At 44.9% G+C, this 13389-nt stretch carries 10 protein-coding genes; 4 read left to right on the forward strand and 6 right to left on the reverse strand.

Annotated features, from left to right (window positions below; translation table 11 throughout):
• Positions 1–253 precede the first annotated feature (253 nt).
• A complete protein-coding gene (locus tag QUA40_RS00635; protein ID WP_333120941.1) occupies positions 254–1417 on the forward strand; it encodes an NDP-sugar synthase in 1164 nt (387 codons plus the stop codon).
• A gap of 108 nt (positions 1418–1525) precedes the next feature.
• Here the strand turns inward: QUA40_RS00635 and speA are convergent, their stop codons facing one another.
• From speA to QUA40_RS00650, 3 genes are all read right to left on the reverse strand, one after another.
• A complete protein-coding gene (gene speA, locus QUA40_RS00640) occupies positions 1526–3535 on the reverse strand; it encodes a biosynthetic arginine decarboxylase (protein WP_333120943.1) in 2010 nt (669 codons plus the stop codon).
• Between the two features lie 324 nt (positions 3536–3859).
• Positions 3860–5011, reverse strand: a complete 1152-nt coding sequence (locus QUA40_RS00645) for a helix-turn-helix domain-containing protein (protein ID WP_333120945.1) — start codon at positions 5009–5011, stop codon at positions 3860–3862.
• Between the two features lie 158 nt (positions 5012–5169).
• On the reverse strand, positions 5170–5760 hold the full coding sequence (locus QUA40_RS00650) for a DUF3611 family protein (RefSeq protein ID WP_333120946.1): 591 nt from the start codon (positions 5758–5760) through the stop codon (positions 5170–5172).
• A 167-nt stretch (positions 5761–5927) separates the two neighbouring features.
• Between QUA40_RS00650 and QUA40_RS00655 the strand changes: the two genes are divergently transcribed.
• From QUA40_RS00655 to QUA40_RS00665, 3 genes are all read left to right on the forward strand, one after another.
• The gene (locus QUA40_RS00655; RefSeq protein ID WP_172186391.1) at positions 5928–6098 is read left to right on the forward strand and encodes a hypothetical protein; all 171 of its coding nucleotides are present in this window, start codon (positions 5928–5930) and stop codon (positions 6096–6098) included.
• A gap of 354 nt (positions 6099–6452) precedes the next feature.
• Positions 6453–6746 carry a hypothetical protein gene (locus QUA40_RS00660; RefSeq protein ID WP_333120947.1) on the forward strand — a complete coding sequence of 98 codons (294 nt, stop codon included), beginning with the start codon at positions 6453–6455 and terminating at the stop codon, positions 6744–6746.
• A 103-nt stretch (positions 6747–6849) separates the two neighbouring features.
• Positions 6850–7278 (forward strand): heavy metal-responsive transcriptional regulator, encoded by a 429-nt coding sequence (locus QUA40_RS00665; RefSeq protein ID WP_006632299.1) that lies wholly within the window; start codon positions 6850–6852, stop codon positions 7276–7278.
• Between the two features lie 395 nt (positions 7279–7673).
• On the opposite strand, the gene QUA40_RS00670 is transcribed toward QUA40_RS00665, so the two are convergent.
• The 3 genes from QUA40_RS00670 to QUA40_RS00680 all read right to left on the reverse strand — a co-directional run bounded on the left by QUA40_RS00670 (position 7674) and on the right by QUA40_RS00680 (position 13316).
• Positions 7674–8597, reverse strand: a complete 924-nt coding sequence (locus tag QUA40_RS00670; protein WP_333120948.1) for a fused MFS/spermidine synthase — start codon at positions 8595–8597, stop codon at positions 7674–7676.
• Between the two features lie 288 nt (positions 8598–8885).
• A complete protein-coding gene (locus tag QUA40_RS00675; protein WP_333120950.1) occupies positions 8886–9761 on the reverse strand; it encodes a DMT family transporter in 876 nt (291 codons plus the stop codon).
• A 249-nt stretch (positions 9762–10010) separates the two neighbouring features.
• Positions 10011–13316, reverse strand: a complete 3306-nt coding sequence (locus QUA40_RS00680; protein ID WP_333120951.1) for a hypothetical protein — start codon at positions 13314–13316, stop codon at positions 10011–10013.
• Positions 13317–13389 lie beyond the last annotated feature (73 nt).

The following is a 13389-nucleotide window of genomic DNA, read 5'->3' on the forward strand; positions in this document are numbered from 1 at the left end:
AGACAGAAACTCGCTCGCCGCCATTCTGCTGCTGAGTCTCGAATGCGGACAGCGGGAGTGCGAAGTTTTTGCTGATTCCCGATACCTGGTTTCTTAAATCCAGGTAAATTCGGAATAAATGATTGATAGCCTGGTACGATGTCGCCTATAAACAGGTCAGGATTTTGCTGTGCTCGATCGATTCAAAGATCGCAACCGCTAGCATCTAATTGTTGAGTTTATATCAATTAACAGAGGGTTGAGGAAGTTAATAATGAAAGCGATGATTCTGGCGGCCGGTAAAGGCACTCGCGTCCGTCCTATTACTCAGACAATACCCAAACCGATGATTCCCATCCTGCAAAAGCCAGTGATGGAGTTTTTGGTTGAATTGCTCCGCCAACACGGATTTGACGAAATTATGGTCAACGTTTCCCACCTGGCAGACGTGATTGAAAACTACTTCCGCGACGGTCAAAAGTTTGGGGTACAAATTGCCTATTCTTTTGAAGGGCGAATTGAGGAGGGAGAAATGATTGGAGAGGCTCTCGGTTCGGCTGGTGGCATGAAACGAATTCAGGACTTCTCGCCGTTTTTTGACGATACTTTTGTGGTGCTGTGCGGCGACGCTTTGATTGACTTGGACTTGACTGCTGCTGTGAAGTGGCACCGGGAAAAAGGGGCGATCGCTACTATTGTTATGAAATCGGTTCCCCGCGAGGAGGTTCCCAGTTACGGAGTAGTGGTAACAGACGAGTCTGGCAAAATTAAAGATTTCCAAGAAAAACCTTCTGTAGAGGAAGCTCTGAGTACCGACATTAACACTGGTATTTATATTTTTGAACCGGAAATATTCAAATACATCCCTTCAGACCAGGAATACGATATCGGTTCGGAGTTATTTCCCAAGCTAGTAGCAGAAGGCGCGCCTTTTTACGGGATTAGCATGGACTTTGAGTGGGTGGATATCGGCAAAGTTCCTGACTATTGGCGGGCAATTCAGAGCGTGCTCCTAGGACAAGTTAAAAATGTTTCGATTCCGGGAATTGAAGTGCGCCCCGGCATTTACGCTGGTTTGAATGTAGCTGTCAACTGGGATAAGGTTGATATTACTGGGCCTGTTTACATTGGTGGGATGACGATCATTGAGGATGGAGCCAAAATTGTCGGGCCGACAATGATTGGCCCAAATTGCTGGCTTTGCAGTGGCGCAACTGTGGAAAACAGCGTGATTTTTGAGTATTCCCGTTTGGGGCCGGAGGTGCGGTTGGTTGACAAACTGGTGTTCGGGCGCTACTGCGTTGATAAAACCGGGGCTGCGATCGATTTGCAAGCGGCGGCTCTCGATTGGCTGATTACTGACGCTCGCCAAGTTTTACCGACTCAACACGGAGAAGAGCGGCGGGCGATATCTGAAATTCTCGGTCATGCTGAATAATTGCTAATAAGTAATTACTCAAGGTAAGGTGCGCTAGGCGCACCCTACTTTTACGGTTATTATCTCACCTTTCAAGTCTAATATTGTGCTTAGGTTGCACCCTAAATTTTAAGACTGTAGATAAGTATATTGGCCTAGACTCCGCTCGTAATTTTGCAGCAAAAGTTGGGCCTCGGAAAGAGTAATTTTATTTTGCTGCAAAGCTGCTTCTGTCTGACGGCGGATGCTTTCAACCAAACTTTCTGAATCGTACTGTACGTAGCTGAGGACTTCTTTCATAGTGTCCCCTTTCACAACGTGTTCGATATGATAGCCAGAAGGCGTTAGCTGAATGTGAACTGTATTTGCATCACCGAATAAGTTGTGAAGGTTGCCCATAATTTCTTGATAAGCACCTCCCAAAAATAGCGCCAAATAGTAAGGTTCTCCGGGTTTGAGAGTATGCAGCTCCAAAACCGACTTGACATCTCGCAAATCAATAAATTGGTCTATTTTGCCGTCGCTGTCGCAGGTAAGATCGGCTAAAATACCGCGTTGAGTTGGTTCTTCGTCGAGTCGGTTAATTGGCATAATTGGGAACAATTGGTTAATTGCCCAACTGTCGGGTACTGACTGGAAAACAGATAAGTTGATGTAATAAATGGATGCCATCACCTTTTCTAGGTCTTCCAAATCGTCCGATACATAGTCTTTTTGCCGCGCGATCGCCTGTATTTTATCGCAGCAAGCCCAGTACAACTGTTCGGTTTTGGCCCGTTCCGCAATTCCCAAATAGCCTAAGTTAAATAAACTGACTGCTTCTTCCTTGAATTGGATAGCATCGTGATAGACTTCTTGGTAATTTTCGGGAGTAATAGATTGGTAAATTTCGTAGAGATTGCGCGGAATTTGGTGTGCTTTTTCGTCTACAGGTTCTGGTACTTCTCTGGGGACATCGCTAGTACCGAGTACGTCAAAAACTAACACTGATTGGTGAGAAGCGATCGCCCGCCCGCTTTCGCTAATGATAATTGGAACCGGGATTTTGCGCTCGTCGCAGGCATCTTTCACTCCCGCTACTACGTCGTTAGCGTAGTTTTGCATATTGTAGTTTTTGGAAGCGTGAAAGTTTGTTTTAGACCCGTCGTAGTCAACGCCAAGTCCACCGCCTACGTCCAAGTAGTTCATATTAGCTCCCAATTTAGCTAATTCTACATAAATGTGGCTGGCTTCTCGAATGGCGTCTTTGATGACACTAATTGAGGAAATTTGAGAGCCGATGTGGAAGTGCAATAACTGCAAACAATCGAGCATTCCAGCTTTTTCTAGTTCGCCGACGGCGCGGATAATTTCAGGAATTGTCAAGCCAAATTTTGCCCGATCGCCCGTGGAGCCTCCCCAGCGGCCAACGCCTTTGGTAGTGAGTTTTGCTCGCACTCCCAAAATCGGTTTAATTCCTAATGCTTTGCTCGCAGCGATTGCGAGTTCTACTTCCTCTATTTGCTCCAGCACAATTACAGAAGTTTGCCCTAGCCGCTGCGCCAAAATAGCAGTTTCGATGTATTCGCGGTCTTTGTAACCGTTACAAATTAATAAAGCGCCTGGGTTTTTTAAGGTCGCCAAAGCTATCATTAATTCCGGTTTAGATCCGGCTTCGAGGCCGAAGTGATGGGGTTGACCGAAACGCACCAAATCTTCAATTAATTGTCGGTGCTGGTTGCATTTAACTGGAAAGACACCGCGATAGACATTTTTGTAATTGTACCGAGCGATCGCTCGGGCGAAACACGAATTTAAGCGCTCGATCCGGTCTTCCAAAATATCAGAAAATCGAATCAGCAGGGGCAAAGCCAAATTTCGCTGTTTCAGGGATTCTACCAGTTCGCACAAGTCGAGGGAACCGCCGCGATCGCCCTTGGGAGAGACTGTAACGTGACCGGCTGCATTGATCGAAAAATACGGTTCGCCCCAACCTTGAATTCGGTAGAGTTTCTCACTATCTTCTATTGTCCAAGATTTTTGTGGCAGTTGAGCCGCCGTTACTAAAGCACTGTCTGGTGCAGCCAAACTCGTGACTGTTGGCGAGTGAGTCGATAGCGGATCGAGATCGGAGAAAGCAGCGGTGGCTGGGGAACTCATCTTATCGGAAACCTCTTTTACGAGTGGTCAAATAGATAGTTTATCGCACATATCGGGTTTCCTGATGCAGTTGAAAAATCACTTTGGGTAAACGGCCCGGCGATTTTAGATTTTAGATTTTAGATTTTAGATTTTAGATTTTAGATTTTAGATTTGACTCCACAGATAGATGAAGGTGGGGGATTGAACTAAAATCTCCACCGTAATTGCTCTCCTGGACTTATTTCTTCAAGCAAGTATCCGTATGTAGGTGAACTCGGAAACCCGGTTTCCGAGTTCACCTGCGCCAAGAGAGTTGTCGGACGATCGCTCGCCCGACACACACTAACCAAAAATCACCTCCGGCGGCGCCATGTCAGCCCCCACAATCACTCCCCCGTGACTATTAGACTTCTTCAAGCCCGGTTGAGGTGCTTTTTCTGGGGTCTTCTGAGCCGGTGCAACTGAGGCTGGCGGTGTCACCTGCGTTGGAGGTGCTGCCTGTGCTCCTGGCACCACGGGTTGCTGCGACAGCCAACCCAAACCCCCTACAGCCCCAGCCATCAAAGCGGTGTAGCCGATGTACAAATGCACCGGACGCATTTGAAAGCCTTCGCCTGAGTCGGAATCGGAAACAGACACATACATACTGGGAATTGGACTCGCAGCGGGTTTGGGCAAAGCATTCGCCATAGCGGTGCCGTCTAGTCCCAAGGCGTCGCCGAGTCTGCGGATAAAACCTCTCACGTAAATATCTTGGGGCAGTTTGTCGATTTCCCCATTTTCGATCGATTCTATGTGGTGCAGCGGCACGAGAGTTTGACTGTGGAGTTGCTGCATGGATAGGGAGCGAATTTGCCGTCCCTTACGCAATTCTCTACCCAACTCCCGCAGGCACTCTTCTCGCTGTTGAACGGCTAAAGCTGCTTCTTCTTCCTTGGTGAGTTTTTTTGGCTTCTTGGGAAAACCGAACCCTGGGAAGGATTTTCCGGGGACTGTGACAGTTGCAGGTGGAGCCGACTCGACTTTAATTTCGTCTTGGGGCGCTTGTTTGCTGTCTTCAGAAGTGTTAGTGTCTCGATCGGAATTTTCAGTGTCGGATTCAGTTTGGGGCGGCGCTTCCACACTAGCGCTGCGCCAATAGAAGACAGGAACAGCTACTGGTGGCTCCAATTCTTTAATTTCTGTCACTGTCTCAATGGCGGGACTTACAGCAGTAAAACTCTCTTGGGGTACTTGCGATTCAATTTTGTTTTGTTTGGGAAATCGGTCAAATGCGAGCTTGACCGCTTCTCTGCTAACTGCTCTAATTAAAATTTCGGCAGCGGAGGCTGCTTCGCCCAACATTGTTTGCAGGCTAGCTAGAGCGTGGCTATAGGTGTCGCTACAGAGGAGTTCAGCTTCTATTTGACCTAGAACAGAACGAAAACTTTCTTGAGAAATTTCAATAGTTGGGTGATCTGTCACCCCAAAATAAGCCTCGGGTTTCAGTGCCATGATATTCATGTTGTCTTAGTAGAAGGTATCTGAGTACGTTCTTCGACAGGTTGGCAGTGATTCCGGATGTGGGTTGGGGAAGAGTAGGAGTGTGAGGGAAAGTGAGAAAGTGAGAGAGTGGGAGAGTGGGAGAGGCGCAATTCCGACTTATTGATTGTCTATTGCTTGTGGATGCGATCGAGCAACCAAAGAGCCCCGAAAATCCCGACAAAGTGGGCAACAGTGGCGTGAGTATTGGCAAGTACCACAAATATGTCTAGGGGCTGAATAAATCTGCCCACATCGACTGCGGCACCGAACAAGGCTTGTGGCTGAGCTAGAGATTTGGCTAAAAGCGTGCCGCTGATGGCTTCTGCGCCGATCAACGTCAGCAGCATTCCTGACAAGTTGCTAAAAAGTGACAGCCGCACCTCTTTGATGGTGTCTGCTTTTTTGGGGCGGACAGCGTTAGCGGGCGATCGCAGTTGTCTCGACAAACGGGTGAAGCGGAAAGAGCGATATACGCTGTAAGCGAGTACGGCCAGCCCGCAAATGGCAAAAAATACGCCCCCGCCGGTGCCAGCACTGGTTGAACTCGCACCGGCGGTAGTGCTGGGGATGGCGAAGGGGATGGCAAAGAGCAAAATGATCCCCGCTACCACCGCTAGCACTAACTGTACCCAGAAGCAAACCCAGCCTGTTGTACGAAGGGCAAAGGCAACTCGCTGTACGGCGACAGGAAGCTTATCGTTATCTAACTGATTAGTCATATTTTGAGCGGGTATAATTAATTGGCATTAGTTGGCAGCAGTTTTTTCTCTTCGGGGACGGTTGACGGCGGTTAACCCTCTTTATAATAGAAGTAGCAATGTTTAAGATTTGTAACTAACATTGGATTTCACATTTGAATAGCGTCGATCGCCAGGTACCCAAAGCAATGACACAACTACAACCCACTGTCACTCCCAAACTGGAACAGCCAAAGTTTGGCTTCAACAGCTACGCGGAACGCCTTAACGGTCGAGCCGCGATGATCGGTTTTTCTTTAACTTTAATTATCGAGTATGTCACAGGCCAGGGCTTGCTGTCCTGGTTAGGTCTCAACTAATTTTAGCAATGGCGCGGTCAGCCTTACACTTTGTCTTGACTCTTCCGGCAGCGGGTGTGACTTTTGCTGACCGCGACAAATTCGGGAATTGATTAAAATATTAATTACAAACAAGCCCAGCGACTTCTCTGCTGAGAGAGATCTGTTCCCGAATGCAATAGCTGGCTTTTGGAGGTGTATATGGGGTGGAATTTTGATTTGACAAGCTTGGCAATTTTGCCTCGCTCCCGTACAATTCCCCACAGGCGAGAAGATTAATTTAGGTGAAGCTAGTCTTTGAGCTAGAAATCCCGATCGTTCCGCCAACTCTAAGTTTTAGAGCTTGTAAATAAATATAGAACAGAGTAAAACCAAATGAATGCTTCGTGGACGCGACTTTTGAGGTCAGCTTACCGTAGAGAGCCAATTACCAGCTTTGTTGTGACAGTGGGTGTTGTCGATGCAGCCATCGGCAGCATCGGTGCCAGTGGCTCTTTATTGGCTTTTGGGCTGGGTACCGCTGGGGTGGCGATGGCTCTCCGGTGGTGGCAATTTTACCGCTCTGGAGCCGAACAACCCGCACCTGCTCCCGAATACTATCTTCCTCCTCAGTCTTCTAGACCTCAGTTGCCTGTGCTTAATGTGTCTAAAAAAAATCCTCCTTATTAAGATTACCGGGCAATGGTGACTGGGCGATGTGCCGATCGACTCCCTGAATCTGAGGCACTAAAAGAGAGGGCAAGAAAGTCTTTCGATCTTGGATGCTTGGTTTATGAATATTTCTGTTGCCGAGAAACTGTACAAAATTGGCTCTGTAGCTGCCTGTAGTGGTTTGTCGGTGAAAACTGTTCGTTACTATGAGGAGATGGGCTTGCTGTCTCCTGCGGTAAAGCGCTCGCCCGCTGGTTATCGCTTGTTTGGCGAAACGGTATTCAACAGGTTGGCGTTTATTAAACGCTCTCAGACTCTGGGTTTGAGCCTTCAGGAGATTAAGGATATTTTACAAGTTCGCGATCGGGGAGAGTTGCCTTGCTCTGAAGCGAAGCAGCATCTTACGGCTAAGGTAGAGGAAATTTCCGTGCAAATTGCAGCTTTAGAAACTTTGAAGAGGGAGTTGCAAGGCATTCTCAACTGCTGGCAAGAGCAACCCTCGCAGGCGAGCATTACTCGCACGATTTGTCCGAACATTCAGCGGGATTGAGCGGGGGAAAGATACAAAATAAGGGAAGGAATTATCGGTTTCCTTCCCTTGATGGTTGTGTTGGTGGGTGTGTCGATCGTGTTGAGCTTTTAACTGTTTTCGCAGAGTTTGCTGTTGCTTTTTGAGTTGCCGAGCCCTGGCTGAGCCGCCTTTACCTTTGGAGTTTCTACCCTCGCTGCGGGGAGACTCCCAACTTTTTAGTCTCATATTTTTAATTGGTTGTACTACTTCTATAATAGACTGACGCAATTTCACTGTCAAGTATTTTTGAGAGATGTTTCATAGTATCAAGTGTTGACTGATTGGGATTTGCTAGAGGCAGAGCGATGGTGGGCCATAAGCACCCTAAAATTAGAGTTTTTTGTCTAGCCTCAACAGCTTTAATTTTGTATTTATTAGTCCCAATATCCTGCAGGTATTTCAGCATCTGTAAAAATTGGCAGCGTTTCCCAATTTTTCACCCATTCCGGCAATTGGGCTACTTTTTTTAGCTGAAGCGACATTTCTATTAAGGAAAATCCTAAATTGTGGAAATCTTGAATAAGTTCGGCTTTCAATAAAATTTCATTTTTAGTTAAATCGGGAGCATTAGTCGCAATGACAATGCTGTTGCCGGTTTCTAAATTGCATATATAAACTTGTACGAACATAGTTTGAAGGGTTTTCACCGCAGCCGCATTAAACTCTGGTTTGTGGAACAGGTGGACAACTAAAGCACCTGCGCTTGACAAGCGAGTTTTGCACAGTTCGTAAAATTCTTGCGTCACCAATCTATAGGGCATATAGCCGCTGCCAAAACCTGCATCTACAAGAATTATATCGTATTTGACTGTTGAATTTTGTTGGGAAAGATATTCGCGCCCGTCTTGAATAGCTACTTTTAGTCTATCGTCGAATAGAATGCCAAAAAATTTCTGAGCTACTTCCACTATTTCTGGGTCAATGTCTGCACATTCGACTATGGCGTTAGCGAAATAGTGGTGAAAAAAATTAGGAATGCTGCCGCCGCCAAAGCCGATTATATAGATGTTTTTGGGTTGACTTTTCCAGACTAATGCTAACAGCGCTGCTCTGGCATAGGGAAAGATTAAATTTAGTGGATTGTTGATGTCGAGGATTGATTGAGCTACATTTGTGGTGAAGGTTTCTGTGTCTACTAAAAGCAGTAGTAGCACTGATTTATTTTTTTTGACGGCGATGCAGTTGTCGCCGTAATTGTGTTGAAATAGGATGCCGTCTGGCTGTTGCTGAAGCCACTTGATTTGTTGGTTAATAGCTGCTAAATTGCTGGTCTGCCAATCGCCTTTATAATCAGTCATACGATTTTAGATTTTAGATGGGAAAATTACCAGAAAGAATTGGTTTAAAGTCGGAACCCCGATCGGGAGAAATTAAAAGAAGACTATTCATTACTCCAATCCTCTACCTTCCAGGTAGAGGTCGCTACCCGTGCGGTCAACTGTCAACCCTTCGACTTCGCGAGCGGGCAAGCTGTCAACTGTCAACTGTCAATGATCACTATCATGGTTGAGAGCCGACCTACAGTTTCCTTCTTTTTGGGAAATGATATCAAATCTAAAATCTAAAATCTCTATTCTCACATCTAATCACTTCAAACCCAATAATAGCGCGATGCCAGCGATCGCACCAACTACCCCCAAAACCGCCCGAATGCTGACTTTTTCGCCCGCCAGCACTGCTAAAGGCAGTATAAATAGGGGACTGGTAGAACTGAGTGTTTGAGCGATTGCTGCGGGTGCATATTTCAGCGAAGTCTGTTGCAGGAAAATCCCGAGATAGGTTCCTAAAAAAGCTGCCAGAATTATTGCAGCTAATATTTTTGAGGATTTTAATTGTTTAAAACTGTCAAGGTTTGTTGGCTTAAAAAAGCACAGCATGACTGCCATGCCGCCGCTCAAACGCAAGGCCGCCGTCCACAGAGGATCAATATCTATTTGAGTGAAGACGGCGCGGGATAGAATTGCTCCAGCGGCGTGGGTTGTTTGTCCTAATAAACTAATACCTAATCCCTGCCAAAGATGTTTTGATGATAAGGTTGTTTCGGCTGTTCGTTCTGCAATTACCCACGCTACGCCGCAGATTGTTAAAAGGATGCCAGTACAAGCAATGGGCGATAACTTTTCTTGCAAAAATATTAAGCCCAATAAAGCTGTTAAAGGGGGAGATAGGGTTTCTAAAAGCAGCGTTCGCCTCGCGCCTAAATATTTTAATACGATAAAGAAAGCGGTGTCTCCGATGCCAATTCCTAGGCCGCCACTAATCAGCAGCATTGCTAAAATATTAGGGTTGATTGCGGGTAAAGATTTTCCTAAAATTAGTACAGTGGCAAGGATCATGAAAAGGGCGATCGCGCCTTTGAGCAAGTTTAGCACCACTGCGGGAATTTGCTGTCCTACTCGCTGCCAGATTGTGGAAGATAGAGCCCAGACAAATGCAGCGCCTAAAGCGGCTAATTCACCCATAAAATCTGTTGACTGTTGACTGTTGACTGTTGACTGTTTTTACCAATTCCCCATGCCCGATTCCCCATGCCATATAAATTAGGGTTCCCGGTGGCCTACCTGGAACCCTAGATTTATTGACCTTTTTTAGGAGTGGGCGGTGAACATAAATCAATACCATCATGTCCGAATAGAGGAACGAATTCGCTTGCGGTTTGGGATGGCTTCGTTCCTTTCTTCGGACACCCAATATATATGTCTACCTACTGATTAACCTTGTGGTAATTGCGGAGATTGCATAGGTTGAAATTGTGACCGCATATCTGTTCTTACCCAAGAACCAAAACGATCGGGACGAACGCATTCAGCATTATCTAATTCGTCTTTGAGTTTATTGGCGAAAGATTCAAACATTTCCACTAAAGCCTGACGATCTGTTAAGCAACCTTGGAGAGCAAGAAGTTGTTCCAGCGTCCAGTTATACAGTTGAGTGTCCCCTTGTTCGATGCGTAAATAGAACTGATTCTCAAACTGTGCAAGATTAGAGTAGAAGTTCTCAACTTCTGACTTGATCAAGTTCATATCCAGGTAGAATTGTTGCTGTCTCAATTCTGCAAAAATCGTATTTTTGAGGTTCTGCGTGAAGTTTTGGTTCAGCTCATTTTTGACGATTGTAGAGACATCATTACGGAAGTTGAGAATCTTGTTATCCAAGCTAACATTAATGCGATTGTCAAGATCATTGACAATATTATTAGTCACTAACTGCACGTTGCTAGTGCTAGATTGATTAACAATGGTACTGATGCGTTGATCCATGTTAGATTCAATCTGCTGAATGACCAGATTTTTAATGTTTTGGCTTTGGTCAGCAATTTTGAGATTAACTACCGCATTAATCCGCTGATCGATGTCGTGTTGAATTTGCTGAACAATTTGAGTGTTAATATCTTGAGATAGATTAGACACTTTCAGGTTCACGACATTATCGATGCGTTGATCGATGTAAGTTTGCATTTGCTGAATCACCAGATTCTTCACATTCTGGGTTTGATCAGAAATCTTGATGCTCACCACATTCTCAACACGCTGATCAATATTATGTTGGAGTTGCTGAATGACCTGATTAGTGATCTCTTGAGATTGATTGGCGATTTGGACATTAACGGAGTTACTAATGCGCTGATCAATATCAGCAGACATTTGATTAATTACCTGGGTATTAATCTCTGTAGACTGATTGGCAATTTTGATGTTAACTACATTCTCAATCCGTTGCTCAAGTTCAGTTTGCATTTGCTGAACTACGAGGTTCTTAACTTCTTGAGTCTGATTAGCCACTTTGAGATTAACGACGGCCTCAACACGCTCATTGAGTTCGGTTTGCATTTGTTGCAGCACTAAGCTTTTAATCTCTTGGGTTTGTTCAGAGATTCTTAAATTCACCTGCTCGCTAACAATGCGGGGAATTCGGGAAATAAATAAGTCGTTGAGATTTTGGTTGAAGTGCGCCGACCAATTATGGAAATTCTGATTAAAACTAACTTCCATTTGTTGGGTAACAGTCTTAAGCATAAACTCCAGCCGTGCTACCTTCATACCTAAGTCTTTAGCTTGAGTTTGATAGCCTTTAAGCAGCCATTTTTCCAAATTGTCCCAATAAGCTTCTTTTTTCTCGTTCGGGTCACCTGTTACTGTGATGGAACGAGTGATGTCGCCGGCCATTTTCTGCCACATTTCTTCCATCTGAGCTTGGTCAAAAGTGAACCCAAATCCACTGCCCATATTGATATTTTCAGAACCCGGGGTAATTGTACCACCAGAGCTACTTGTACCACCAGAGCTACTTGTACCACCAGAGCTACTTGTACCACCAGAGCTACTTGTACCACCAGAGCTACTTGTGCTACTACCATCCACTACACTAACAGTGCTTTCGCTGCTGCCCCTATCAGGTGTTAGTTTTTCCTTTTCTTTGGCTAGTTCTAGATCACTGATGTTGTTGATTTCTAAAACAACTTGCCCTTCGTTATCTTCTATGTATGTATCAAAAAAGAAGCCCGAGATGGTTGTTTTTTGTTTGACTTCAAAAATAACTTCATCTTTGAAGCCATTTAAGGAACACCAGCTTTCGCTAAGTTCAATTCCTGTCAACTTGGAGATAAATTTTCCCCCTTCAATCAACAGTAACGCCCAAGGTTCTAATTGGAAATTTTTTGCTTCTGCTCCATAAGTGGCATTGCTTTCCCGAATCTTGACGCGATAGTTACCTGCTGCTAACTCGATAGAATTAGCATTGGCTTTTTTAAGAGTTGAGAGATAATTGCCATCAAGCGGGTAGCAGTTTGTCTTGCTATCAACGGTTAAAGTTTGGGGATTCTGTTGATTGCCAGTGATTGAAACAGTGACTTGTCCTTGATTATCACCACTATAGATATCAAAGAATAAGGCACAGACTACAGCTTTTTCTTTGATATCTAACTGCAATTTGTCGTTATTGCCGTTTAAAGTAGCCCAAGTTCCACCTGTCTCAACACCTGTTTTTGTGTTGATAAAGGTACTGCCATCAAGTCCATAAATCCAGAGAAAAACAAAAGGCTCACCGACGGTATTGTCGGCACTATAACTGTAGCTACCACTGGTAATTTGGATGTCAAAACTTCCTTTGTCTAATGTCAGAGACTTAGCAACATTTTGTTGCAAGTTATTCATCTGCTCGGTATTGATAACGTAACAGTTTGCTTTGGTATCAATTGTTAACAGTTTCATAGATGCCTCCCTAGTTGTAGTAGTTGTTTGTGCAGCTTGTGTAGGTTCAGTGTTAACTTTTGGAGTGATGGCTGCGATCGCTTCTGCTGCTGGTTGATAAAGTGCAATTCCTGCCCAACGACCGCTAGGCTTGGTTTGAGCCACTAATGTGCCTTTACCTGTCTTCGTATTGATGCGGATTAATTGACCGTCTTTTCCCAAGTTAAAAAATCTGCCCGTAACGCCATAAAGGACATTACCAACAAATTCCATACTGCCAATACCAGGAAATCCGGTATCACCAATCGTTTTAACTTCGCTAGTATCGAGATTGCATCTAGCAAGTAATTTCTTCTTTTCGTAACCAATTAAGGTTATATATGCTATGCCATTGCTATCAAAGGCAACTTCACCACAGTTGTAGTCTTTATTAGCTACAGTAGCTACTGGTGTACCTTTTCCTGTTTTGATATCAATGGCAATCAGTTGTTTAGCTGTGCTGGCATAAAGGGTTTGACGTTGGGCATTATAAGCCAAGCCGGCTGTAGCAAAGCCCGTATCCCCAATCACAATCGTATCGCCCGTTTTGATGTCAATTTTAACGAGCTGCGTTGTGCCGCCTTCTTGCTCAATGCCATAGAGTTGTGAATCAACAAAGGCAATATCATACACTTCTGTAATGATCTCACCGATGAATGTTGCTTTACCTGTGGCTAAATCAAGAGTATACAGTTTACTTAACTGATTTGAGACACAATCTTGGATATACACTGTCCCTGGAACCATAGCTAAATCCAAAGAAGATATATTGCTTGCCTGATTACTCATCTTTATCTTTTGAACTTGCCCAGCGATCGATCTCTCTGGCCAGCTATACTGGTACAGGATGCGACAACTGAGC

Origin of the sequence: Microcoleus sp. Pol11C3, from assembly GCF_036701485.1 — a bacterium.
Lineage (GTDB): Bacteria > Cyanobacteriota > Cyanobacteriia > Cyanobacteriales > Microcoleaceae > Microcoleus.

What these genes read in the sequence shown, in the direction of transcription:
- QUA40_RS00650 (WP_333120946.1), bottom strand. Translation starts at nt 5,760, where the DNA reads ATGACTAATCAGTTAGATAACGATAAGCTTCCTGTCGCCGTACAGCGA.
- QUA40_RS00645 (WP_333120945.1), bottom strand. Translation starts at nt 5,011, where the DNA reads ATGGCACTGAAACCCGAGGCTTATTTTGGGGTGACAGATCACCCAACT.
- QUA40_RS00635 (WP_333120941.1), top strand. Translation starts at nt 254, where the DNA reads ATGAAAGCGATGATTCTGGCGGCCGGTAAAGGCACTCGCGTCCGTCCT.
- QUA40_RS00675 (WP_333120950.1), bottom strand. Translation starts at nt 9,761, where the DNA reads ATGGGTGAATTAGCCGCTTTAGGCGCTGCATTTGTCTGGGCTCTATCT.
- QUA40_RS00660 (WP_333120947.1), top strand. Translation starts at nt 6,453, where the DNA reads ATGAATGCTTCGTGGACGCGACTTTTGAGGTCAGCTTACCGTAGAGAG.
- QUA40_RS00670 (WP_333120948.1), bottom strand. Translation starts at nt 8,597, where the DNA reads ATGACTGATTATAAAGGCGATTGGCAGACCAGCAATTTAGCAGCTATT.
- QUA40_RS00665 (WP_006632299.1), top strand. Translation starts at nt 6,850, where the DNA reads ATGAATATTTCTGTTGCCGAGAAACTGTACAAAATTGGCTCTGTAGCT.
- QUA40_RS00680 (WP_333120951.1), bottom strand. Translation starts at nt 13,316, where the DNA reads ATGAGTAATCAGGCAAGCAATATATCTTCTTTGGATTTAGCTATGGTT.
- QUA40_RS00655 (WP_172186391.1), top strand. Translation starts at nt 5,928, where the DNA reads ATGACACAACTACAACCCACTGTCACTCCCAAACTGGAACAGCCAAAG.
- speA (WP_333120943.1), bottom strand. Translation starts at nt 3,535, where the DNA reads ATGAGTTCCCCAGCCACCGCTGCTTTCTCCGATCTCGATCCGCTATCG.